At 68.1% G+C, this 24,135-nt stretch carries 22 protein-coding genes; 9 read left to right on the top strand and 13 right to left on the bottom strand.

Going from position 1 to position 24,135, the window contains the following annotated elements; all coding sequences use genetic code 11:
• Positions 1-75 precede the first annotated feature (75 nt).
• The 3 genes from BLS34_RS03920 to BLS34_RS03910 form a co-directional block, all read right to left on the bottom strand.
• Positions 76-441: a hypothetical protein gene (locus BLS34_RS03920; RefSeq protein WP_093148314.1), complete on the bottom strand. Its 366-nt coding sequence runs from the start codon at positions 439-441 to the stop codon at positions 76-78.
• Positions 438-1,709, bottom strand: coding sequence for an MFS transporter (locus BLS34_RS03915; RefSeq protein ID WP_093148312.1), 1,272 nt, complete (start codon positions 1,707-1,709; stop codon positions 438-440). Before BLS34_RS03915 ends, BLS34_RS03920 begins: the two co-directional genes overlap by 4 nt.
• Before the next feature lie 134 nt (positions 1,710-1,843).
• Positions 1,844-2,638, bottom strand: coding sequence for a VOC family protein (locus BLS34_RS03910; RefSeq protein ID WP_175474086.1), 795 nt, complete (start codon positions 2,636-2,638; stop codon positions 1,844-1,846).
• Positions 2,639-2,785: 147 nt separating this feature from the next.
• Here BLS34_RS03910 and BLS34_RS03905 point away from each other — a divergent pair, with 147 nt between their 5' ends.
• From BLS34_RS03905 to BLS34_RS03875, 7 genes are all read left to right on the top strand, one after another.
• Positions 2,786-4,027 carry a NupC/NupG family nucleoside CNT transporter gene (locus BLS34_RS03905; protein ID WP_028793899.1) on the top strand — a complete coding sequence of 414 codons (1,242 nt, stop codon included), beginning with the start codon at positions 2,786-2,788 and terminating at the stop codon, positions 4,025-4,027.
• Positions 4,028-4,238: 211 nt separating this feature from the next.
• The gene (locus BLS34_RS03900; RefSeq protein WP_093148308.1) at positions 4,239-5,831 is read left to right on the top strand and encodes an ABC transporter substrate-binding protein; all 1,593 of its coding nucleotides are present in this window, start codon (positions 4,239-4,241) and stop codon (positions 5,829-5,831) included.
• An 89-nt stretch (positions 5,832-5,920) separates the two neighbouring features.
• The gene (locus tag BLS34_RS03895) at positions 5,921-6,910 is read left to right on the top strand and encodes an ABC transporter permease (protein ID WP_028793901.1); all 990 of its coding nucleotides are present in this window, start codon (positions 5,921-5,923) and stop codon (positions 6,908-6,910) included.
• Positions 6,903-7,850, top strand: a complete 948-nt coding sequence (locus BLS34_RS03890; RefSeq protein ID WP_215906035.1) for an ABC transporter permease — start codon at positions 6,903-6,905, stop codon at positions 7,848-7,850. Before BLS34_RS03895 ends, BLS34_RS03890 begins: the two co-directional genes overlap by 8 nt.
• 4 nt (positions 7,851-7,854) lie before the next feature.
• The gene (locus BLS34_RS03885; RefSeq protein ID WP_093148307.1) at positions 7,855-8,895 is read left to right on the top strand and encodes an ABC transporter ATP-binding protein; all 1,041 of its coding nucleotides are present in this window, start codon (positions 7,855-7,857) and stop codon (positions 8,893-8,895) included.
• Positions 8,888-9,991 (top strand): ABC transporter ATP-binding protein, encoded by a 1,104-nt coding sequence (locus BLS34_RS03880; RefSeq protein ID WP_093148304.1) that lies wholly within the window; start codon positions 8,888-8,890, stop codon positions 9,989-9,991. The genes BLS34_RS03885 and BLS34_RS03880 overlap by 8 nt, the downstream gene beginning before the upstream one ends.
• A 112-nt stretch (positions 9,992-10,103) precedes the next feature.
• Complete coding sequence (locus tag BLS34_RS03875; protein WP_093148302.1) at positions 10,104-11,024, top strand: ribokinase; 921 nt, start codon at positions 10,104-10,106, stop codon at positions 11,022-11,024.
• On the opposite strand, the gene BLS34_RS03870 is transcribed toward BLS34_RS03875, so the two are convergent.
• Positions 10,986-12,947: a hypothetical protein gene (locus tag BLS34_RS03870; protein WP_139189087.1), complete on the bottom strand. Its 1,962-nt coding sequence runs from the start codon at positions 12,945-12,947 to the stop codon at positions 10,986-10,988. The genes BLS34_RS03875 and BLS34_RS03870 overlap by 39 nt on opposite strands.
• A gap of 196 nt (positions 12,948-13,143) precedes the next feature.
• Between BLS34_RS03870 and BLS34_RS03865 the strand changes: the two genes are divergently transcribed.
• Positions 13,144-14,373, top strand: a complete 1,230-nt coding sequence (locus BLS34_RS03865; RefSeq protein WP_093148295.1) for a metal-dependent hydrolase family protein — start codon at positions 13,144-13,146, stop codon at positions 14,371-14,373.
• 35 nt (positions 14,374-14,408) lie between these two features.
• Here BLS34_RS03865 and BLS34_RS03860 read toward each other — a convergent pair whose 3' ends face one another.
• The gene (locus tag BLS34_RS03860; RefSeq protein ID WP_028793906.1) at positions 14,409-14,633 is read right to left on the bottom strand and encodes a hypothetical protein; all 225 of its coding nucleotides are present in this window, start codon (positions 14,631-14,633) and stop codon (positions 14,409-14,411) included.
• Positions 14,634-15,005: 372 nt separating this feature from the next.
• On the opposite strand from BLS34_RS03860, the gene BLS34_RS03855 reads away from it, so the two are divergent.
• Positions 15,006-16,184, top strand: a complete 1,179-nt coding sequence (locus BLS34_RS03855; RefSeq protein WP_093148294.1) for a M20 aminoacylase family protein — start codon at positions 15,006-15,008, stop codon at positions 16,182-16,184.
• Between the two features lie 150 nt (positions 16,185-16,334).
• On the opposite strand, the gene BLS34_RS03850 is transcribed toward BLS34_RS03855, so the two are convergent.
• The 8 genes from BLS34_RS03850 to BLS34_RS03815 form a co-directional block, all read right to left on the bottom strand.
• The gene (locus tag BLS34_RS03850) at positions 16,335-16,745 is read right to left on the bottom strand and encodes a hypothetical protein (protein ID WP_028793908.1); all 411 of its coding nucleotides are present in this window, start codon (positions 16,743-16,745) and stop codon (positions 16,335-16,337) included.
• Between the two features lie 31 nt (positions 16,746-16,776).
• Positions 16,777-17,688: an ABC transporter permease gene (locus tag BLS34_RS03845; RefSeq protein ID WP_245701910.1), complete on the bottom strand. Its 912-nt coding sequence runs from the start codon at positions 17,686-17,688 to the stop codon at positions 16,777-16,779.
• Complete coding sequence (locus tag BLS34_RS03840) at positions 17,685-18,656, bottom strand: ABC transporter permease (RefSeq protein WP_093148290.1); 972 nt, start codon at positions 18,654-18,656, stop codon at positions 17,685-17,687. The genes BLS34_RS03845 and BLS34_RS03840 overlap by 4 nt, the downstream gene beginning before the upstream one ends.
• The gene (locus BLS34_RS03835; protein ID WP_093148288.1) at positions 18,653-19,888 is read right to left on the bottom strand and encodes an NADH:flavin oxidoreductase/NADH oxidase; all 1,236 of its coding nucleotides are present in this window, start codon (positions 19,886-19,888) and stop codon (positions 18,653-18,655) included. Before BLS34_RS03835 ends, BLS34_RS03840 begins: the two co-directional genes overlap by 4 nt.
• Before the next feature lie 27 nt (positions 19,889-19,915).
• Positions 19,916-20,080 carry a DUF2256 domain-containing protein gene (locus BLS34_RS03830; RefSeq protein ID WP_084618775.1) on the bottom strand — a complete coding sequence of 55 codons (165 nt, stop codon included), beginning with the start codon at positions 20,078-20,080 and terminating at the stop codon, positions 19,916-19,918.
• A 32-nt stretch (positions 20,081-20,112) separates the two neighbouring features.
• Positions 20,113-20,850, bottom strand: a complete 738-nt coding sequence (locus tag BLS34_RS03825) for a pyridoxine 5'-phosphate synthase (protein ID WP_093148286.1) — start codon at positions 20,848-20,850, stop codon at positions 20,113-20,115.
• Positions 20,851-20,953: 103 nt separating this feature from the next.
• Positions 20,954-22,363, bottom strand: coding sequence for an MFS transporter (locus BLS34_RS03820; RefSeq protein ID WP_093148284.1), 1,410 nt, complete (start codon positions 22,361-22,363; stop codon positions 20,954-20,956).
• Positions 22,364-22,473: 110 nt separating this feature from the next.
• Entirely contained in the window at positions 22,474-23,994 is a 1,521-nt protein-coding gene (locus BLS34_RS03815) for a methyl-accepting chemotaxis protein (RefSeq protein ID WP_093148282.1), read from the bottom strand.
• Positions 23,995-24,135 lie beyond the last annotated feature (141 nt).

Here is a 24,135-nt window from a genome sequence, read left to right as displayed (position 1 = left end):
GACGCTCCTCCTGTCGGTATGGGGCAGACGCGGTCCGGATGTCGGCTACAGGCGCCCGGCTACAGGTGAATCCCGCTACAGGTGAATAGTGTCGTCCGCGTCGTCGGCCATGATGTCCTCCGCCAGGTCCGCCACCGAGGCGTCGTCGTCGAGGATGCGATTCAGGGCATCGCGCAGGGTGCGCAGGAGGTCGTCTGCGGCGCGGTCGTCGATGTGACGGAAGATCGCCTCGTAGTCCAGCAGCTCGCGGTCGAGCATGGCCTCGCGGTCGGTCTCATTGCCGGCGATGAGATGGTCGAGCTGGCGGCGCGCCTCGTCGACCAGTTCCACCGCCTCGTCCCGGCGCAGCACGCCCTTGGACACCAGGGCGCGCATGGTGTTGACCTGCAGGATGAAGGAGGCCATGGCGAAGGCCTCCGTCTTGATGTCGCGCTTGATCAAACGCCCGTGTCCTCCTGATGGCCGCTGGGCCGGCCCGCCCCGGCCAAGGCGTACCACAGAAGGCTGAGGATCTGCAGGGCCAGGATGCCCCCGAAAACCGCCTGATAGGCCTCGGGCCGGTAGCCGCCGGTCGCCAGCGGCTCCCACAGGTCGATCGCCGCCCCCATCAGGTACTGCCCGGCGAAGGCGCCGAAGAACGCCAGGGTGTTGAGCCCGGTCGACGCCCGACCGGACAGCGCCAGCGGAAAATGCCCGTTGAGCAGCGGGTAGACCAGCGCCGCGCCGTTCGCCAGCAGTCCGAACGCCACCCAGGGCAGCACGCTGGTCGGGGCGAGTTCGAAGACGATGACCGCCTGGCTCGCCATGAACAGGGTGGTCAGCACCAGGATCACCCGCGACAGGGGGATGCCGCGCCGGGTGCAGCGGTCGGCGATCATGCCGGTGACCACGAAGCCGACCGTCATGGCGGCGGCGAGCCAGAGCAGCGCGTCGGCCGCCCCTTCGATGTCCATGCCGCCCACGTCGCGCAGCCACGGGCCGGCCCACAGGCCCTGGATCGCCAGGTTGGCCGCCATCGTGGTGACGGTCAGCGGGGCGACGCGCCAGAACAGCAGGTCGGCGAAGACCCGCTTCAATCCGGCGAGCTGCTCGCCCAAGGTGTCTCCGGCGCCGTGGATCGGACGCTCCGGCACCGCCAGACGGATGGTCAGGGCGACCAGCACGGTGACCACGGCAAGGCCGAGGAACACGCCGCGCCAGTCGGTCACGTGCAGCGCCATCTCCAGCGGCCTGGTGGCGGCGACGGCGCCGAGCCCGCCGATCGCCATGAAACAGCCGTTGATCAGCGGCCAGCGCTGCTTGGGGAACCACAGGGTGATCGCCTTGAACGACGCCATCAGCCCGCCGGCCACGCCGAGGCCGATGAAGCCGCGCGCCACGGCCAGCGCCACCAGGGAGTCGCCGAGCGCGAACAGGGTGGCGCCCAGCGCGGCGGACAGCAGCAGCACCGACTGCACCCGGCGCGGCCCGTACCGGTCGAGCAGCAGGCCGAGCGGCAACTGGAACCCGGCGAAGGCGAGGAAGTAGGTGCTGGTCAGCAGTCCCAGATCGCCCGCGTCCAGTCCGATCTCGGCGATGAGCTGCGGCGCGATCACCGCGTTGGTCGAGCGGAACAGGTAGGACAGGAAATACCCGCCGGCGAACGGCATGAACACGACGAGCAGCAGACGGGCGACTGTCGGGTGGGCGGGGTGTGTGGTCCGGGTCATTGGCGGCCTCTTGTTTGGGCGAACCTTAGACCACGGACGGTCGCGGGGTGTCGAGATTGGTGGCGGGACCGGATCTGTTCGGGCGTGGGAGGCTTGGTCCTGACGCACGTCGGGACCAAGCCTGTGGCGCCGGTTTACCGCATGAACCGCACCGACACCCCGGTCAGCCGCTCCGCCGGGACCACCAGCGTATCGGCCTCGCGCTGGGCCGCCGGGAGATGGGCGGCGGCGGCGTCCAGGTCCGCCACCCGGACCGTGATCTCCGGAAACGCCGGCGCGCCCTCCTCCAGGGTCAGCGCGTCGCGGTCCAGGGCGATATGGGTGGTCCGCCGGCCGCCGGAGAAGGCGCGCAGGAAGGTGTCCGCCGCCTCCGGATCCGGACCCGTCACCTGAACCGAGGCGATGCGCTGGGCGCCGTTGGCGTGGACCTGATAAGCCGGCTTCCAGAACACCTCCGGGGTGTGCTGCTGGCAGGTGAAGAACCCCAGACCGGGCAGGGACGGCTCCGAGGCGAAGGCCAGCGAGAAGGCGACCCGCTGGCTACTCCCGTCGGGCTGTTTGGCCTGCCGCTCGAAATCGAACGGCTCGTACACGCGCAGGCCCTGCGTCCGCCAGTCGGCGAGGTCGGCGTCTCGGTCGCCGCTGGCCAGCACCAGCATCGACATGCCCTCGCCGCGCTGCGCCAGGAAGTCCCGGTTGTGGCCGGCGAAGGAGAAACGGTCGCCGGCCGCCTCCTCGATCCGGCTGGCGTCGTCGATCTCCAGCAGCTCGACGAAATTGCCCTGGAGCTGGATCAGCGAATTGGCCGTGCCGAACGGATGCACCGCGCGCGGCGTGCAGGTGAAGCCGCAGGCGCTCCAGGCTGCCTGGGCGGCGGCGAGGTCGCGGGTCATGACCACGATGTGGTCGATATCGCGGGGCGTGGGCATCCGGCGTCTCCCTCTGTGCGTGACGGTCCTGTGGTTCTCGGGCCAACCCTGGGGTCGACGGCCCCAGGCTGGCAACGTAGAAATCCTGAGACGGTCCGTCAGCCCCTGTGGGGCGGGAGCCGGCGGTGCGCTGAACGCGGGGGTGACATGGCGCAGCTTCATTCCGGGATCGGGCTGCTGGCGATCTTCGCGATCGCCTGGGCGTTGAGCGAGGAGCGACGGGCCGTCGGCTGGCGGGTGCCGCTGGTCGGCATCGTGCTGCAGATCGGCCTCGCGCTCGCCATGCTGAAGGTCGCGTTCCTGCGCGACGCGGTGGCGGCGCTGAACGACGCCTTCCTGGCGCTGCAGTCGGCGACGAAGGCCGGCACCTCCCTGGTGTTCGGCTATCTCGGCGGCGCCCCGCTGCCGTTCGAGGAGAGCTATCCCGGTGCCGCCTTCGTGCTGGCGTTCCAGGCGCTGCCGCTGGTGATCGTGGTCAGCGCGCTCACCTCGGCGCTGATCCACCTGCGGATCCTGCCCTGGATCGTCCGCGGCTTCGCGGCGGCGCTGGAGCGGGCCTTCGGGGTCGGCGGGCCGGTCGGGCTGGCCTGCGCCGCCAACGTGTTCTTCGGCATGGTGGAGGCACCGGTTCTGGCGCGCGACTACCTGAGCAAGCTGGATCGGGGCGAGCTGTTCATCGTCATGACCACCGGCATGGCGACCATCGCCGGGACGGTCCTGGCGCTGTACGGCGGATTCGTCGCCCCGGTGATCGAGAACGGCATCGGACACCTGATCACGGCCTCGCTCATCAGCGTGCCGGCGGCCATCGCCATCGCCGCCATCATGGTGCCGCGCCGCGGTCCGCCGACACCGGGCGAGCTGGAGATCGTTTCGCCTGCGGCGAACCTCATGGACGCGATTACCCAGGGCACCGAACAGGGGCTGAAGCTGTTCCTGTCCATTCTCGCCATGCTGCTGGTGATGGTCGCCCTGGTCAGCCTGGTGGACACGGTGCTCGGCCTGCTGCCGGACGTCCAGGGGCAGCCGGTGTCGCTGGGCATGGTCTTCGGCTGGCTGTTCAGCCCGCTGGTCTGGCTGATCGGCATCCCCTGGGCGGAGGCCGGCGAGGCCGGGCGGCTGATGGGCATCAAGACCGCCCTGAACGAGCTGCTGGCCTATCTGGAACTGTCCAAGCTGCCGGAAGGCACGCTCAGCGAACGCTCGGAGCTGATCATGCTCTACGCTCTGTGCGGCTTCGCGAATTTCGGCAGCCTCGGCATCATGATCGGCGGCCTGGCGACGATCCTGCCCGCTCGGCGCGGGGAGATTGCCGGGCTGGCTCCCAAATCGCTCGTAGCGGGGACGCTCTCCACGCTCTCGACCGGCGCGGTTGTGGGGCTGATCTGAAACGCTGTAAGAAATGCGCAATCCGAACCAAAAGTGCTGCATGCGCGCATTGACGCGCTTGCTGTCCCCCGGTTAAGTCCCCCCGACGTGCCGGGCCGGGGGCCCGGCGCCAACGATGCGAACGTCGGCCTCACCGGTTCCGATTCCGCCTTTTCGGATCGGCGATGTGTTGGATCGACGTCCATTGGCACACACGTGGGAGCTATTTGTAATGCGTAAAACTTTGCTGGCCGCCGCCGCGGCGGCGGCAGTTCTTGGGGCTTTTGGCGCCTCCTCGGCGGATGCCAAGACCTTCAAGTGGGCCTTCCAGGGCGATGCCCAGTCGCTCGATCCGTATTCGCTGAGCGAGACCTTCACCCTCAGCCTGCAGGGCAACATCTACGAAGGTCTGATCCGCATGGATCCGGACCTGCAGATCGAGCCGTCCCTGGCTGAGAGCTGGGAGATCGTCGAGCCGACCCGCTGGCGCTTCAAGCTGCGCCAGGGCGTGAAGTTCCATAACGGCAACGACTTCAACGCCGACGACGTGCTGTTCTCCGCCGAGCGCGTGCGCAAGGACGGCTCCGACCTCAAGGGCCGCCTAGCGGGCGTGGTCGATGTGCTCAAGGTCGACGACTACACCGTCGATTTCGTCACTGAAGTGCCGGTCCCGACCCTCGTGAACGAGTGGGGCACCTGGTACATCATGGACAAGGAGTGGTCCGAGGCGAACGGTGCCGAGGATCCGACGGACGTGACCGCCGGCAAGGAGAACTTCTCCACCCGGAACGCCAACGGCACCGGCCCGTTCATGATCCAGTCGCGCGAGACCGACGTGAAGACGGTCCTGGTCCCCTATGAGGGCTGGTGGGATGCCGCGAACAAGGAGCACAACCTGACCGAGGTGATCTTCACCCCGATCGGCTCCGATTCCACCCGCGTCGCCGCCCTGCTCTCGGGCGAGATCGACATGATGTATCCGGTCCCGGTTCAGGACATGAACCGTCTGGAGAACGACCCGAACACGGAAGTGCTGGGCGGTCCGGAGCTGCGCACGATCTTCCTGGGCATGGACCAGGAGCGCGACGAGCTTCTGCACTCCAGCGTCAAGGGCAAGAACCCGTTCAAGGACGTCCGCGTCCGCGAGGCGTTCTACCGCGCGATCGACGTCGAGCTGATCCAGAAGAAGGTGATGCGCGGCCTCTCGACCCCGTCGGCCCTGATGATCTCGCCGCTGCTGTTCAAGTATTCCGACGAGTTCAAGCGCCTGGAGCCCGACGCCAAGCTGGCCAAGGAACTGCTGGCCGAGGCGGGCTATCCGGACGGCTTCGAGATCACCCTGGACTGCCCGAACAACCGCTACGTCAACGACGAGGCGATCTGCCAGGCGGTCGTGGCGATGCTCGCTCGCATCGGCGTGAAGGTGAACCTGCTGGCTCAGCCGAAGGCCCAGTACTTCGCCAAGATCCTGGCGCCGAAGCGGGACACCAGCTTCTATCTGCTGGGCTGGACCCCGAGCTCGTTCGACAGCTGGAACGTGATGTTCAACATCATCGGCACTCCGGACCTTGAGAGCGGCCGTGGCAAGTTCAACAACGGCGGCTACTCCAACGCCCGGTTCGACGAGCTGACCGACCTGGTCCTGTCCGAGACCGATCAGGACAAGCGGAACGAGTACATCCGCGAGGCCTATCAGATCCTGCACGACGAGCGTGGCTACATCCCGCTGCACCAGCAGGCTCTGGCCTGGGGCAAGCGCAGCAACATTTCGCTTGTGCAGCGCGCCGACAACCAGTTCATGCTTAACTACGTCAAAGTGGACTGACGCGTCGGATACTAAACCGGTCCTGGTCCGCCTGAGGGCGGGCCGGGACCATAGATTTTGACCTTGTTCGGTTTCAGGTTGCGGGCCCTATGGTCGCTTTCATTCTAAGACGGTTGATCCAATCGCTCTTCGTCATGTTCTTCGTGGCGCTGGTGTCGTTTTCGATGTTCCGGTTCGTTGGCGATCCGGTGAACCAGATGGTCGGCATCGAAACCAGCATCGCCGAGCGCGAAGCGCTGCGTGAGCGGCTCGGCCTCAACGATCCGTTCATGGTCCAGTTCGGCCGCTACATCGGCAAGGCCGCGACCGGCGAGTTCGGCATCTCCTACCAGCACAAGCGCCCGGTGGCCGAAATGCTGGTGGAGCGGATGCCGGCGACCCTTGAGCTGGCGCTGGTATCGGCGGTGTTCTCGCTGCTCCTCGGCGTGCCCATGGGCGTGTACGCCGGCCTGAACAGAGACGGATTCATCTCCAAGGTCCTGCTGTCGGTATCCTTGGTCGGCATCAGCCTGCCGACCTTCCTGATCGGTATCCTGCTGATCTTCTTCTTCTCGGTTCAGCTCAATCTGCTGCCCTCCTTCGGGCGCGGCGGGCTGATCGATATCGGGCTGTGGAAGACCGGGCTTCTGACGATCGACGGCTGGAAGTCGCTGATCATGCCGTCGATCACGCTGGGGCTGTTCCAGCTCACCCTGATCATGCGTCTGGTGCGCTCCGAGATGCTCGAAGTGCTGCGCACCGACTACATCAAGTTCGCCCGGGCCCGGGGGCTGACCAACCGGGCCGTCCATTTCGGTCATGCGCTGAAGAACACGCTGGTCCCGGTGATCACCATCACCGGCCTGCAGCTCGGCTCGATCATCGCCTTCGCGATCATCACCGAGACCGTGTTCCAGTGGCCGGGCATGGGCCAGATGTTCCTGCAGGCGGTGACCACCGTCGATATCCCGATCATGGCGGCCTACCTGATGCTGATCGCGTTCTTCTTCGTGGTGATCAACCTGATCGTCGACCTGCTCTACTACGTTGTGGACCCGCGCCTGCGCGTGGATACCGGAAAGGCCAGCGGCCATGGCTGATACGAACATGACCTCGGGTTCCGGCTTCATGGACGGCATGCGCCGCTTCTTCGACGGCGACATCTGGTACAGCTTCACCCGCTCGCCGGTGACCATGGTCGCCGCGGCGATCACCTTCCTGTACTTCTTCATGGCGGCCTTCGGACCGCTGGTGGCGCCGCACGATCCGTTCGACCTGGCGTCGATCACACTGCTCGACGCCTCCCTGCCGCCGGCCTGGATGGAGTACGGCGACCCCCGCTTCCTGCTCGGCACCGACATCCAGGGCCGCGACGTGCTGTCGGCGATCATCTACGGCAGCCGGGTCTCGCTGCTGATCGGTTTCGCCAGCGTGATCCTGTCGCTGATCCTCGGCGTCGGCCTCGGCCTGATCTCCGGCTTCGTCGGCGGCGCGATCGACGCCTTCATCATGCGCGTGGCGGAGATCCAGCTCTCCTTCCCGTCGATCCTGATCGCTTTGCTGATCAACGGCGTGCTGCGCGGCGTGATCGAGCTGCAGAACCAGGCGGACCTGGCCTATGCGGTGCTGATCCTGTCGATCGGTCTGTCGAACTGGGTGCAGTACGCCCGTACCGTGCGCGGCTCCACCATGGTCGAGCGCAACAAGGAATACGTCCAGGCGGCCCACGTCATCGGCATCCGGCCGGTGCTGATCATGTGGCGCCACATCCTGCCGAACGTGCTCGGCCCGGTTCTGGTCATCGCCACGATCCAGCTCGCGCTGGCGATCATCGCCGAGGCGACGCTGTCCTTCCTCGGTGTCGGTCTGCCGCCGACCGAGCCGTCGCTCGGCACGCTGATCCGCGTCGGCAACGACTACCTGTTCTCCGGCGAGTGGTGGATCACGATCTTCCCCGGCGCCGCCCTCGCCATTCTGGTGCTCGCCGTCAACCTGTTGGGCGACTGGCTGCGTGACGCCCTGAACCCGAAGCTGCGCTGATCCGATGCCTCTGCTTGAAGTCGAAAACCTCGTCGTAGAGTTCCCCACCCGCCGGGGCACGCTCACCGCCGTCAACGACATCTCGCTGCACATCGACGAGGGCGAGGTGCTGGGCGTGGTCGGTGAGTCCGGCGCCGGCAAGTCCATGACCGGGGCCGCGATCATCGGCCTGCTGGAGCCCCCGGGCCGGGTCGCCAGCGGCCGGATCCTGCTCGAGGGCGAGCGGATCGACAATCTGCCCTACGAGAAGATGCGGCGGATCCGCGGCAAGCGGATCGGCGCGATCTTCCAGGATCCGCTGACCAGCCTGAACCCGCTCTATTCGGTCGGCCGACAGCTGGTGGAGACGATCCAGACCCACACCGACCTGTCGCCGACCCAGGCGCGGGCCCGGGCGATCGAGCTGCTGACCGAGGTCGGCATCCCGGCACCGGAGCGCCGGGTCGACCAGTATCCGCACCAGTTCTCCGGCGGCATGCGGCAGCGCGTGGTGATCGCCTTGGCGCTCTGCGTGAACCCGCGGCTGATCATCGCCGACGAGCCGACCACCGCGCTCGACGTGTCGATCCAGGCGCAGATCATCGCACTGCTGAAACGTCTGTGCCGCGAGCACGGCACGGCGGTGATGCTGGTCACCCACGACATGGGCGTGATCGCCGAGACCGCCGACCGGGTGGCGGTGATGTATGCCGGCCGGATCGCCGAGATCGGCCCGGTCCGCGAGGTGATCAAGAACGCCAAGCATCCCTATACCCACGGCCTGATGGGCTCGATCCCGTCGATCGGCCACGACAGCGAACGCCTGGAGCAGATCCCCGGCTCGATGCCGCGGCTGACCGACATCCCGACCGGCTGCGCCTTCAACCCGCGCTGTCCGCACGCCTTCGACAAGTGCCGCACCGTGCGGCCGGACCTGCTGCCGATCGAGGACAGCTGGACCGCCTGCTGGCTCTATGACGGCGAGGAAGGGCGCAACAAGGAAGCCTCGAAGAAACTGGTGGCCGAGACCAAGGCGGACGCGGTGCTGGAGGGAAACAATGGCTGAAGCAGTCGCCAAGAAGCGCGAGGCCCGGGCGAAGATCCGCGATGCCGGCGGCCACGAGGTCGCCATGCTCAAGGTGCAGGGGCTGAAGCGGTATTTCGACGTGTCCGCCCCCTGGCTGAACCGGATGATCGAGCGCCAGCCCAAGCAGATCCTGCGGGCGGTGGACGGAATCGATTTCGAGATCGGCCAGGGCGAGACCTTCGGCCTCGTGGGAGAGTCCGGCTGCGGCAAGTCCACGGTGGCGCGGCTGATCGTCGGCCTCTACGGCCCGACCGAGGGCTCGATCGAGTTGGAGGGCCGGGACATCGCCGGCCTGAGCCGGCAGCAGATGGCGCCGATGCGTCGCCGGCTGCAGATGATCTTCCAGGACCCCTATGCCAGCCTGAATCCGCGCTGGCGGGTGCGTGACATCATTGCCGAGCCGATCCGTGCCTTCGATCTGGCCAAGGGACAGGCGGCGATCGACGCCCGGGTCGGCGATCTGCTGGAAACGGTGAAGCTGAACGCCCGCGACGGCGAGAAGTACCCGCACGAGTTCTCCGGCGGCCAGCGCCAGCGCATCTCCATCGCCCGTGCGCTCGCCTCGGAGCCCGAGTTCCTGGTCTGCGACGAGCCGACCTCGGCGCTGGACGTCTCGGTGCAGGCGCAGATCCTGAACCTGATGAAGGACCTGCAGCGCGAGTTCGGGCTGACCTATCTGTTCATCAGCCACAACCTGGCGGTCGTCTATCACATCAGCGACCGCGTCGGCGTGATGTATCTCGGCAAGCTGGTCGAGGTGGCGCCGGCGAAGACACTGTTCACCACGCCGCGCCACCCGTATACGCGGCTGCTGCTGGACACGATTCCGGACCTGGACATGAGCGGGCGCGAGCGGACGCCGGTGGCCGGCGAAGTGCCGAACCCGATCACCCCGCCGCCGGGCTGCACGTTCCATCCGCGCTGTCCCTTCGCCAACGAGCGCTGCCGCGCGGAGATTCCCATGCCGCGTCCACTGAGCGACGGCGCCATCGTCGCCTGCCACGGCATCGAGGAAGGCCGCATCCCTGACGGCCCGATGCTGACGCTACCGGCAAGGCCGGAAGGGCTGGCCTGACAACGACGGCGCCTTCGGGCGCCGTTTTCTTTTGCGCGGGACCGGCGGACTGGCCACCGTCTGCGGGCCGGTGCCACCATGGCACAGCAACGAACCCGCACAAGGCTCGGACATGATCACCGTCTTCGGCTCCCTCAACGTCGACCTGCTGTTCAATCTCGACCGGCTGCCTGCCCCCGGCGAGACCGTGCTTACCCGGGAGATCGTTCAGCTTCCCGGCGGCAAGGGCGCGAACCAGGCCACCGCCGCGGCCAAGGCAGGCGCGCCGACGCGGTTCGTCGGTTGTGTCGGAGAGGACGGGCTGGGCGCCCCGGTTCTGGCGTCCCTGACGGCGGCCGGATGCGACGTCTCAGGCGTGCGCGAGGTGCCAGGCGCCACGGGGACGGCGGTGGTCATGGTCGAGCGCTCGGGCGAGAACCAGATCGTCGTCGGCAGCGGCGCCAATATGGCGGTGGTGGCCTCGATGCTGGAGAGCGTCGCCCTCGGCCCCGGCGACACGCTGGTCTGCCAGATGGAGATCCCGCCCGAGGCCACGGCCGCGGCGCTGGCGGCGGCCCGCCGGGCGGGCGCACGTACGATCCTCAACCTGGCGCCGGCCCGGCCGCTGCCGCCGGAGGTGCTGGCCGATGTCGATCTGCTGATCGTCAACGAGGGCGAGGCGGCCGTGCTGGCCGGGAGTGCAGCGCCGCCCCTGGAGACCGCGCGCGGCCTCGCCGCGGCCCATGAACTGACCTGCGTCGTCACCCTGGGGGGCGACGGCGCCCTCGCGGTGACGCCGGACGGCCGGGGCTGCCGGGTGGGCACGCTGGCGGTACAGGCGGTCGATACCGTCGGCGCCGGCGACGCGTTCGTCGGCGTCCTGGCGGCTTCGCTCGATGTCGGGATGGGGCTGCCGAATGCCCTGCACAGGGCCTCGGTCGCGGCCGGTCTCACCTGCACCCGGCCGGGCGCGGCGGCGGCTCTGCCGGACGCGGCAGAGATCGACGGCCGGTTGTCAGCCCTGGCCCGGCCGGTGGATCTCGGTGACGGTTAGCGGGAACGCACTGCCCCAGAACGCCTGTTGAAGCCGGCCGGCGTTGATCCGGAAGGCGGTGACCGGCGCGCCGGCGGCCTCACCCTCGAACAGGGCGCGGACCTCCTGCGGTGTGGTCATGAGCGGCGAAACCGGGAAGCCGGCGCCGAGCTGGCCGGGCACCAGCCGGTGGATCTGCTCGCTGCCATCGGCCCGGCGCAGGGTGATGGTGAGCTGCGGCGGCTTGAACGCGAGCCCGAAGGCGCGGCCGAGCAGGGTCGGACGGATCCCGCCCTTGACCTGAAGGATGGTGCCCGGAGCGGGAGCGGGCAGCTCGATCCAGCTGTTGTAGCGGTTCTTGCCGTCAACCAGCTTGCGGGTCTCGAGCGTCAGCGGCTCGGCCCGGCGCTCGATCACGAGGCCGAGGGGGACCTGGTCCACCGGGTTGTAGAGCGACAGGAACTCCGGCCAGAGATGGCCGCCATCGGCGAGGGGCGGGCGGTTGTCGATGCTGCCGACCTGCAGGACATAGACCTCCGCGCCCGTGCGGCGGACCTCCTTCACGTCCCGGTCGGCCAGCGCCGGCATATAGGACTGGTAGGACTGGATCACCGGCCGGGGGTGGTACGGCAGGCCGGCCAGGATCGGCGGAGCGATCATGTAGGAATAGACATCGACCGAGGCGGCCGACGCGATCCGGGGATGCGGGCCGCCCAGAAGCGCGCGCGACTTGTCAGCGTAGTCACGGTAGTGCGCCGCCTTGCCCTGCTGCGACAGCAGATCGTTGGCGATCCCCAGCAGCAGCGCCGGCGCATGGACGACGCGGCTGGCGATCTGCCGGTCGATCGTGTGCTCGCTGGGCGTCAGGCGCGTATGCGCGACCGCCAGCCAGCCGACGGCGCCGACCAGGGCCAGCGCCTGCAGGGCGAAGAGCTGCCCGGTGCCGCGATGCGGCGGCAGGCCATGCGCAACGACGAGGGCGGCGGCGGCCACGGCCATCTCGAAGGGGAAGACCGCGTGGCCGTCATGGCGCACGAAGCCGGCCTTGGCCACGAACATGAACAGCGCCAGCCAGCCCAGCACGACGATGGCCTTCACCGCCAAGGCGGACTGGGTCCGGAACCCGACCCAGACCCCAAGCAGCAGGAGCACGACGAGTGCGCCGTAGACCGCGAGGTCATAACGGTTGCTGGTCAGGGACATGGCGGCCGCGTAGCCGCTGCCGACCTCGAACGACACGCGCACCCAGTCGGCGAACCCGGACAGTTCCTGGCCGGCACCGATCCACAGCAGCACGATCGCGGCGACATAGAGCGGGATGGCCAGCAGCGCCATGGGGTCGCGGCGGAAGGCGGCGGCGGCGGTCCAGGCGATCAGGGCGGTCACCCCCATCACCAGGAAGGAGAACTTGGCCAGGGTGGCGAGCGCGATCGCCGCCACCAGCAGCACGATCAGCAGCGGCGGCGCCCTGCGGTCGTCCACGGCGAGGCCGATCAGCAGGAAGGAGGCCAGCATCCAGATCCCGTCGGGACCGGGCACCAGGGCGGCGGCCGCCAGCAGGGCGAGGCCGCAGGCCAGCACCCGCCACCCCAGACCGGGGCCGGCGACCACCCGCAGCGTCCAGACCAGGGCCACCGCCAGAACCACCGCATGGGACAGGCGTATCGCGTACCACAGGCCGACGAGATCGGGATGGTAGAGCTGAGCGTAGAAGGCGCCGTAGGGGCCGTGCGGGAAGACGATGTCCCGGCCGACCTGAAGATCGTGCAGCCAGGCGAACTGAAGCGCCGCCTGCCAGGCCCCGTCGAGGGACTCCGGCGGCGTGGCGTGGAACGCGCCGAGCTTCAGCATCAGGATGAAGCTTCCGATCGCGGCGACGGTCGCCAGCGTCCAGTCGACCGCCTTCGAAGCCATCCCGGTGGAAGCAGGTGTGTCATTGCTCACAGTGAGGCTCCGCGGACCGGTGCAGATTGAGGAAGGCGAGAGATCGCCCGCTCACTGTGTATAGACGTTAGACGAATATCGTCGCCAGAGCCACGCGCTTGTCTGCGGCCGCCGATCGAAGCGGACGTGCGGGCTTGTGGTGGCCTGCGGCGATCGGATAAGCGGGGGCAGCAACCCATTAATAGGAGAGCCCTGAATGGCCACCTTGTACTCCGGCGGACGCGTCATCGACGGCGCCGGCAATGTCCACGACGACCACGGCGTACTGGTCGAGGGGGCGAAGATCACGCGGTTCGCCCCGCTCGCCGAGTTCGCCGGCTTCTCGGGCGAGCGGGTCGACACCTCCGGCGGCACGCTGCTCCCGGGCCTCGTCGACTGCCACGTCCATCTCTGCTACGGCGCCGAGGGCAATCCTTGGGCCTCGATGATCGCCCTGCGCGAGAGCCAGCTCACCATGAAGGCGCTGGACAATGCCCAGACCTCCCTGCGCGGCGGCATCACCGCGGTGCGCGACTGCGGCGGCAAGGACTATCTGGAATTCGCCGTCCGTGACGCGTGCAACACCGGCCGGCAGCTCGGACCGACCATCCGCGCCTCCGGCAAGGTCGTGTGCATGACCGGCGGCCACGGCCACCGCAATGGCCGAATCGCCGACGGCGTCGACGAGGTGATCAAGGCGGTGCGCGAGCAGATCCATGCCGGCTCCGACCTGATCAAGATCATGGCGACCGGCGGCGTGATGACCCCGGGCGTGAACCCGGAGGACGCCCACTACACGGCCGAGGAGATGAAGGCCGGCATCTCCGAAGGCCATCGCTTCCACCGCACCTGCGCCAGCCATGCCCAGGGCTCGGAGGGCATCCTCAACGCGGTGCGCGGCGGTGTGGACTCGATCGAGCACGGCATCTTCATGACCGACGAGTGCGTGGAGGAGATGCTGTCCCACGGCACCTATCTCGTCCCGACCCTGGCGGCGGTGAAGAACATCCTGGCCAACAAGGACCACGGCGTGCCGGCCTATGCGGTGGAGAAATGCGAGCGGGTCGTCGTGCACCACGTCGCCTCGATCAAGAAGTTCTACGAGGCCGGCGGCAAGATCGCCATGGGGACCGACGCGGGCACCCCGTACAACAAGCACGGCGAGAACGCGCTGGAGCTGGAGTACATGGTGGCGGAAACCGGGATCAGCCCGATGGACGCGATCACCGTCTCCACCCGCAACGGCTGCGACCTGATGCGTCTTGAGGACCGCGGCACCATCGCCGACGGCAAGGCCGCTGACCTGCTGATCGTCGACGGCGACCCGCTGGCCGATATCACCAAGGTCGCGCGCCGGGCCAACCACCGCATGGTGGTGAAGAACGGCGTGGCGGTGACCGGTGCCGCGACCGAACGGCCGGCTCTCGGCCCGACCATGACGCCGTGACGTCGCCCTTCGGGACGGCTCGACCGGATCGCCGGTCAGCCGTCCTGAAGGACTGCAAGCCGGTCGTGCAGATCGGTCAGGATGCCGGCGGCCACCGCGTCGGAGGTCGACGACTCGTCCTCCAGAGCGACCTGCAGGGTCCGCAGGATCTCGGCGATCTGTTCGTGGCTGATCGACGGAGAGTCTAGTCTGCAGCTGGGACCGTTGCAGAGGCCGGCATCGGTCAGCATTTCCGAGACGCAGCGGGTGATCGTCCGCATCGTGTTCCGGTGCGGTTGGCCTCCGTCTCTCGGACATGTCGGGATTAGGTTTTGCAAGGCACTCAAAAGCTTGGCGGCCGCTTCTGCGGCGCACCAGGTCGTGTCGACGGACACAGGCAACTCCTTTAACAAACCGGAGAAGCCCTTCTCGCCGGCCGGCAGCGCGCAGTTCTGATGCCTTTTCCCCGGCCCCCTAGAGCACGTCCGGGATTCCGCGTGCGGTGCACCCTTTACGGCGATTTCGCGCTTCGGTCGTGCGCTGAATCCGCGCCCCAGCCTTTCGCGCAATGCATGACTTTGTTGCCTCGCAGCATGGATGACACCGGCAGCGTGCAGGCCTAATCTGGCGGCAACGACATCCGGAGCGCTGCCATGCCCATCATCAACCGAATCGCCGATTTCCACGCCGACATGACCGAGTGGCGCCGGTACCTGCACGAGAACCCGGAACTGTGCTTCGAGGAGGTCCTGACCTCCGACTTCGTAGCCAAGAAGCTGGAGGAGTTCGGCGTCGAGGTGCATCGGGGCCTGGCGAAGACCGGCGTGGTCGGCAAGCTGATGGGCAAGACCGACAGCGGCCGGGCGATCGCCCTGCGCGCCGACATGGACGCGCTGCCGGTCTACGAGGCGAACGACATCCCCTACAAGTCGAAGACCGAGGGCAAGATGCACGCCTGCGGCCATGACGGGCACACCACCATGCTGCTCGGCGCCGCCAAGTATCTGTCGGAAACCCGGAACTTCGACGGCACCGTCTATTTCATCTTCCAGCCGGCCGAAGAGGGCGGCGGCGGCGGCCGGGTGATGATCGAGGAGGGCCTGTTCAAGGACTTTCCGGTCGAGAGTGTGTGGGGCATGCATAACTGGCCGGGTCTGGAAGTCGGCAAGCTCGCGGTGATGCCGGGGCCGATGATGGCGGGCACCGGCGTGTTCGACATCACCATCCACGGCAAGGGCGGCCATGCCGCCATGCCGCATCAGACGGTCGATCCGATCGTCGTGGCCTCCCAGGTGGTCGGCGCGCTGCAGTCGATCGCCAGCCGCAACACCCATCCGGTGGACAGCCTCGTGGTCTCGGTCACCCAGATCCATGCCGGCGACGCCTACAACGTGATCCCACCCTCGGTCGTGCTGCGCGGGACCGTGCGGACCTATTCCGAGGAGGTCATGAAGATGGCCGAGGAGCGGATGCGCGCGATCGTCGAGGGTATCCCGGCGGCCAATGGCGGCAGCGGCGAGTTGAACTTCCGCTACGGCTATCCGGCGACCGTGAACAGCGAGGCGGAGTCCGTTGTGGCCGCCGACGTCGCCGCCGGCCTGATGGGCGCGGACAACGTGGTAGGCGACCTGCTGCCGAGCATGGGCGGAGAGGACTTCGCCTACATGCTGCAGGAGAAGCCGGGCGCCTATGTCTGGATCGGCAACGGTCCGGCCGGCCCGGGCGAGGGCCTGCACAACCCGGGCTACGACTTCAACGACGAGGTCCTGACCTGGGGAGCGAGCTACTGGACCGAACTGGTCGAGACCGTGCTCGGCGACAAGGCGGCGTAAACTCTCCCGCAGCCCGTCTTCCCGGCCTTGCGCCGGGATCCAGGCATCTGCGCGCTGGAGCGCTATCGCCAGTTGGTCTGACTTTCCAGCGGCTCGTTTCCTGGGCTCCGGCTCAGGGCCGGGGAGACGGGAGGGGTAACTGGGGACGCGCTACCGGCAGGTCGCCGAATAGGTGAACCCGTCGCCGTTCGGCCGGGCGAAGATCTCGATCGCCTCGTCCACCGTGGTGTAGCAGCTGAAGATCGGCATGGTGACGAAGTTGGTCACCACCAGCGTCACCGTGTAGTTCCCGAAGGTCGTCCCGTTCAGGCACAGCCTGGTGGTCTCGTTGCGGGCCAGCCGGAAGGTGGCGCGGTTGTTGTTCTTCAGTTCGATCCGACCGGTGATGGTGAACGGTGCGCGGTTGCGGACCACCGCGCAGAGATCGCCGGTATAGTCCGGCCCCTTCGGCGGAAGGCCGGCCCGGTGGTTCTGCGGGCCAGTCGCCGTCGGCTCCTCCTCGCAGGCGGCGAGGCCGAGGGTCAGCACGAAGACGGCGAGCAGGGTAAGGGTGCGAATCATACCTGCAGAGTGGTCAGCGGGTCGGCATTCGTCAACGCACACGCTCGGGTGTCGCCGCGGCCCGCGCCGACGGGCGCCGGGCTGTCCTCGGATCGAGCCGGTCGCGCAGCGCATCACCCAGCAGATTGACGCTGACCACCGTGGCGAAGATCAGGACGCCGGGCCAGATCGCCAGCCGCGGCGCCTCCCAGATCAGTTCCTGCGCACCGGTCAGCATGTTGCCCCAGCTCGGGGTCGGCGGCCGCACGCCGAGGCCGAGGAAGGACAGCACGCTCTCGAACAGCACCACATTGCCGACCGACAGGGTGGCCGCCACCAGAATGGGGCCGAGCGCATTGGGCAGCACGTGACGCAGGGCGATCCGCCAGGACGAGAAGCCCAGCGCGCGCGCCGCCTCCACGAACTCCCGCTTGCGCAGGCTGAGGGTCGAGGCGCGAACCAGCCGGGCGGTCACCGGCCAGCCGACCAGGGAGACCAGCACCACCAGCCGCACCAGCGACGCGGTCTCGGACTGCGCCATGTCGGCGGGCAGGCCGAGCTTGGAGAGGTCGACGGCGGCCAGGACGATCAGCAGCGGCAGCAGCGGCAGGGCGATCACCCCGTCGGCGGTCCGCATCAACACCGCGTCCAGCCGACCGCCGATATAACCCGCCGCCAGTCCGATCAGCGTGCCGATCGCCGACGCCACCAGGGCGGCAGAGAGGCCGACCGACAGGGACACCCGCCCGCCCTCCAGCAGGCGCAGCAACAGGTCGCGGCCGAGCTCGTCCGTGCCCAGCGGGTGCGCCGGCGAGGGTGGGGCGAGGCGGTTGAACAGGTCGACCGCCTCGGCATCCAGGCCCATGGCCGCCTCGATCAGCGGCGCGAAGACCGCCGCCAGGGCCAGCGTGACCAGTATCAGCAGGGCGAGCAGGGCCAGGGGATCGCGCAGCATCCGTCTCATGCGCCCGGCTCCGCGCGGTAGACGATGCGGGGATCGAGCTTCGCATAGGCGATATCGGCGCCCAGATTGCCGATCAGGGTCGCCGCCGCCGCGGTCAGCAACCCGACCAGAGCGAGGTTGTAGTCGTTGCCCATCACCGCGTCGTAGATCGTCTTGCCCATGCCGAGCTGGGAGAACATGGTCTCGGTGATCAGCGCGCCGGACACCAGCGAGCCGAGGTCGAGGCCGATCAGCGTGACCACCGGCAGCAACGCATTGCGGAGCGCGTGACGGGTCATCACCCGGCGCTCCGGCACGCCCTTGGCCCGGGCGGTGCGGATGAAGTCCTCGCCCAGCACCTCGATCAGGGCCGAGCGCAGGTGGCGGGTATAGGCGGCCACCGTCGCCGCCGACAGGGTGAGCACCGGCAGGATCAGGTGGCGGGCGCGGTCGAGGATGCCCCCGTCGCCGCTGGACGAGGACATCCCGCCGGCCGGCAGCCAGCCCAGCGTCACCGCGAACAGGATGATCAGCAGCAGGGCAAGCCAGAACGGCGGCACCGACACCCCGGCGAAGCACAGCAGGTTGATCGTCCGGTCCACCAGCCCGCCCGGGCGGCGCGCCGCGACGATGGCGGCCGGCAGGGCAATCGTGAGGGCGACGCCGAGCGACAGGCCGATCAGCAGGATGGTGGTCGGCAGCCGGTCGGCGACAATGTCCAGCACCGGGCGGGCGTAGAGGCGGGAATAGCCGAAATCGCCCTGCAGCGCCGAGGACAGCCAGGTCAGATAGCGCTCCCAGATCGGCCGGTCGAGCCCATAGAGCGCCTTGAGTCGGGCGATGTCGGCGGGGGTGACGTCCGGGTCGGCACCGGCCATGAGGTCGACCGGATCGCCCGGCATCAGCCCCAGCAGGCCGTAGGTCGCCGCCGACAGAAGCAGCAGGACGAGGATCGTCTGCAGCAGGCGGCCGACCAGAAAGCGACTCATTGCGCCGCCGCGGCCCCCGCCTCGCCGAGCAGGACGGCGAAGGCCGCCGCGCTCTCCGGCCCCGGCCGGTTGAAGCCCATGGCCTGCTGCCGGTCGCGCAGGTCGAGGCGATGGGCGTATTCCTCGGGCATCAGCCGGTTGGCGCCGGGTACACCCAGCGCCTTGGCCGCGTGGGCCGCCCAATCGGCGTTCCAGATGAACTCGCGGGCGATGGCGATGATGTCGGCGCGCTCGCGGACCAGAATATCCTCGGCATGGCGCGGATCGGTGATCATGCCGACGGCGACCACCGGCAGGCCGGTGGCGGCGCGGATACGCTCGGCGAAGGGGACGTGATAGCCCGGCGTGCGCGGCAGGGCCGGCATGTCGGTCTCTCCGCCGATGCCGCCCGACGAGATGTCGAGCACGTCGATGTCGCGCTCCTTCAACGCCTGGGCCAATGCCAGACTGTCCTCCAGGCCCCAGACCCCGCCCTTGCCGTCGACCACGGAGAAGCGGACGAAGACCGGCCGGTCCTTCGGCCAGACCGCCCGCACCCGCTCGGTCACTTCCAGCAGCAGGCGCATCCGCCCCGCCCGGTCGCCGCCATAGCCGTCGGTGCGCCTGTTGGTGATCGGCGACAGGAACTGATGCAGCAGGTAGCCGTGGGCACCATGCACGTCGATGATGTCGTAGCCGGCATCGACCGCACGCCGCGCCGCCTCGCCGAAGGCGTCGATAACCTCGCGGATGTCGTCGGTGTCCATCTCCTTCGGCGCCATGAATCCGGGGCCGTAGGGGATCGGGCTCGGCGCCAGGCCCTGCCACGGCGGACGCCCCTCGGCGGCATCGGCCTCGGTCAGCGGCGCCCAGTCCTTCACGGCACCGTGGCAGCCGGCCTTGCGCCCGCAATGGCCGATCTGGATCGCCGGCACCGCGCCCTGCTGGCGGATGAACTCGGTCAGGCGGGCGTAATGCGGGATCTGGGCGTCGTCCCATAGGCCGGCGCACTCATGGGTCTTGCGGCCACGCGCCTCGACGGCGGTCTCCTCGCCGAACAGGATGCCCGCTCCGCCGACCGCGAGCCGGCCCAGATGCATCATGTGCCAGTCGGTCGGCGATCCATTCACCGAGTGGTACTGGCACATCGGCGAGACCATGACCCGGTTGCGCGCCGTCACCCCGCGCAGGGTGATCGGCTGGAACAGTTTCGGCAGCGCGGCCGCGGCGTCCGGGGCGGGACGGTCGGTCATGGGTAACTCTCCGGTTGGTGGCCCACGCTACCGCCTGGGTGGCGGCTCGGGCAACCGGCCGCGCGTGCGTCGGCAGCGGTCCGAGCAATAGCGCACCCGCTCCCAGTCGCGGGCCCATTTACGGCGCCAGGCGAAAGGGCGGCCGCAGGCGGCGCAGATCTTGGTCGGCAGGGACGGTTTGCTGTGGGCCATCGGAGGGTAAGATGGTCGCAACAATCGGCCCGTCAAACGGCGAGGCAGTCCCTGTAGGCCTTCACTACGCCGTCCAGCCCCATCCACAGCGCCTCGCCGATCAGGTGGTGGCCGATGGAGACCTCGTCGATCCACGGCACCGCCTGGGCCAGGGTGGGCAGGTTTTCCAGGGTGAGGTCGTGGCCGGCATTGATGCCGAGCCCCAACGCGCGCGCGGCTTCCGAGGTGTCGACGATCGCTTTCAGGATCGCCGCGTTCTCCGGCGTGCCGAAGGTCTCGAAATAGGGGCCGGTATAGATCTCGATCCGGTCGGCCCCGGTCTTGGCCATGGCCTCGGCGATCGCCGGTTCGGCATCGGCGAACAGCGAGACCCGGCAGCCCATGTCCTTCAGCTCGGCCACGATCGGGGCGAGGAAATTGTGCTGGGCCGGCAGGTCCCAGCCATGGTCGGAGGTCGCCTGATCGGGGGCGTCGGGCACCAGCGTCACCTGATCGGGCTTCACCCGGCGGATCAGGTCGAGGAAGCGGTCGTCGGGGTAGCCCTCGATGTTGAACTCGCGGCCGGCATAGGCCGCCTCCTTCATCACATCCGCCAGGTCGAGGACGTCCTGTTCGCGAATGTGGCGGGCGTCCGGGCGCGGATGCACGGTCACACCGGCGGCGCCGGCATCAAGGACCGTGCGGGCGGCGCGGACCACGGACGGGTCGTCATGCGGACGCGTGTTGCGGAGGGTGGCGACCTTGTTGAGGTTGACGCTGAGGGCGATCATTCGAGGCTCCGGGGAAGGCTCCAGGCTTTTGGCTTGGTCATTGTAGCAAGAATGATCAGGCGGGTGGGGCCATCAGCGCGCGAAGGCTTTTGGTCCAAGGCGCTCAGCGATGCTCCGGGATGGTCCGCAGCGCGTTACCGAGCGCTCCGAGAATGGCCAATCCGATCGCCGGCAGCAAGGCGAGATAGGTCCAGCGCGCCGCCGCCTCGATCACCGGCGCGTCCGGCGTGCCGGACAGCCCGACCCGGTCGCCGACCACGCCGACTGCGGCGGCGCCGAAGGCGAGGCCCAGGGACTGCATCGTCGGCATGGCCGAGCCGACCCGGTCGCGGTCGGCCTCGCCGGCGGCGTCGAATACCCGTTTGGCCACATGGCCCCAGGCGGTGCCGATGCCGAAGCCGAGCAGGCCGATGGAGGCGATGGCAAGGGGCAGCGGCCCCTGAGGCAGGAACAGCAGCGTGCCGAGGCATCCGGCGGCGGTCAGGATCGGCCCGGCGACAATGGCGATCCGAGCCCGCCGTCCTGCAAGGCCGGAGAACAGGATGGCCGCCGTCGTCCAGCAGAGCGACTGGACCGTGACGGTATAGCCGGCGACCAGCGGCTGCACGCCGTGCAGGAGTTGGAGGAAATAGGGGCCGTAGACCCCGGTCGCCACGGTACCGAGGGAGACGAAGAAGAAGTAGCTGACACCGGCGCCCAGCGGGGTGGACGGCCGGAACATGTCGCGCGGAAAGATCGGCGTCGCCGAGCGCCGCTCCCACACGATGGCGGTGATCAGCACGGCCAGGGCGCAGACGGCGAGCGCGATCTCCTCATGGGCGTGGGCGCCCTTGCCGGTGGCGCCGACCAGCAGCGCGGCAAGGCCGATCAGGCCGAGACGGAAGACCGGGGCGAGGCCGGCGCGTTCCTCGTGCGGACGGTCGGTGACCGTGCGCAGGACCATCGCCAGAAACACCGCGCAGACCGGCACCATGGCGAAGAAGCCCCAGCGCCAGTCCTGCAACTCGGCGAAGATACCGCCGATCAACGGGCCGGACAGCGCGGCGATGCCCCAGGCGCCGGAGATGGCGGCGAACAGGCGGGCCCAGCTCTTGGCCGGGAACAGGTCGCGGATCAGCCCGTGGGAATTGGCGACCAGCAACCCGGCGCCGAGCCCCTGCAGCGCACGGGCGGCGAGCAGCCATTCCATGGTCGGCGCCAGGCCGATCCCGGTCGAGCCTGCGGCGAAGCCGAAGATCGAGATGGTCAGGGCCCGCCGGGCGCCGATATGGGCGCGCACCAGGCCGCCCGCGGCGGTCGATACGATGGAACAGACCACGTAGAGCGTGGTCGCCCAGGGCAGCAGCTCCAGTCCGCCGATGTCGCGCACGACGCTCGGCGCCAGGGAGGAGAAGACGAAGAAATTGACCGCATTGAGCAGGATGCCGAGGGCGATCATCACTGTGGCGACCCGGTAGCGCGGCCCCAGCAGCTCGCCCCAGCGCAACAGTCGGTCGTCCGAGTGATCGGTCATGCGTCCCGCCCCAGGATTATAGCAAGCGTATTATAGCAACGTTTTGCTTGTTATAATTCTGGGGCGGGACCGGCGAAAGTGTTTTTCGTGGACGCCTGCCGGACGCCGGATCAGGCCGCCTTCCTGGACTTCAGTTCCTTGATCTCGTTGCGCACGGTCGTCGAGGCGGTATCCGCGATCTGGATCGACGCGCGGATCTCGTTGATGCCGTTATCGATCTGGCTCACCGCTTCGGAGGTGGCCTGCATGTTCTGGGAGATCTCCCGGGTCACGGCGGCCTGTTCCTCGACCGCACCGCCGACGCCGGTCACGCTGGACTCGATCTCGGCGATCGAGGTCTTGATGACCGCCAGCGCCTTTACCACAGCGTCCGACACGGACTGCATGGTGTCGATCTCCGTGGAGATCCGATCCGTGGCGGTGGCGACCTGGTTGGCCAGCGACTTCACCTCGCCGGCGACCACGGCGAAGCCCTTGCCGGCTTCTCCGGCGCGGGCGGACTCGATGGTGGCGTTCAGGGCGAGCAGGTTGATCTGGGCGGCGATGTCCTGGATCAGTTCGATGATGCCGCCCATGGCGTCCGCCGATTTCGCCAGGTCGGAGACGGCGCTGTCGGCCGAGCCGGTCTGTTGGATCGCCCGGGCTACCTGCTCGGTGGACATGGCGGTGCTGCGGGCGATCTCCTGTACCGAGCTGTCGAGTTCCTCGGCGCCGGAGGCGACCTGCTGCACCGTGGCGGATACCTCGTGCGAGGCCTCGGCCGTGGTGGTGAACTTCGCGTTGGCGACCTGAACGGCGTCGCCGATGTTCTCCATGTTCTCCAGAACGAGGGCGGCGAGCTTTTCGTTCTGCTGCCGGGCGCGCACCGCTTCGGTGATGTCCACGGCGAACTTCACGACCTTGAACGGCTTGCCGTTCATGTCGAGGATCGGGTTGTAGGTCGCCTGGATCCAGACCTCGCGCCCGCCCTTGCCGAAGCGCTTGAACTCGGCCTGCTGGAACTCGCCGAGCCGCAGGGCCGACCAGAAGGACTGGTAGGCCGGGCTCGCGCCGTAGCTGTCCTCGACGAACATCCGGTGGTGCTTGCCCACGATCTCGTCGAGCCGGTAGCCCATCGCGGTCAGGAACAGATCGTTCGCATGGAGGATGGTGCCATCCATGTCGAATTCGATGGTCGCCTGGGACTTGCCGATCGCCGCCAACTGGCCGGCAATTTCGGCATCCTTCAGCTTGCGCTCGGTCACGTCGGTGGCGAACTTGATCACCCGGTAGACCTTGCCCGACCCGTCCAGCAGCGGGTTGTAGGTGGCCTGGATCCAGACCTCCTCGCCGGACTTGCCGAAGCGGCGGAACTCGGCCTGCTGAAACTGGCCCTTGCGCAGCGAGTCCCAGAAGGCCGAGTACCGGGGACTCTCGGCTTCGGCCCGGTCGACGAAGATCCGGTGGTGCCTGCCGCGGAGCTCTCCGATGGAATAGCCCATCGCCGAGCAGAAATTTTCGTTTGCATCCAGGATGGTGCCGTCCGGCGCGAACTGGATGACCGCCTGGGACATGTTCAACGCCTGATAGATCGCCTTCAGGTCGGCCGATGAGGCTTTGTGAGCCTCTTTACCCCAGAAATTCCAGCTCATCACGGGCTCCCCGCTGGAGAAATTTGGTTAAGGCAGAATTCCACGAGTTCAATAACATCCGGTTAATTTGTGGTTGTCGTGCCGACAAAATTTCGCCGCCTGGAAATCTCCGGCCAGAGTCGCTATTTACAAGGGTGAACT

The organism is Thalassobaculum litoreum DSM 18839 (assembly GCF_900102465.1).
Classification (GTDB): domain Bacteria; phylum Pseudomonadota; class Alphaproteobacteria; order Thalassobaculales; family Thalassobaculaceae; genus Thalassobaculum; species Thalassobaculum litoreum.
Note: the sequence above shows the minus strand (reverse complement) of the source record. Positions and strands in the feature narration are given on the sequence as shown.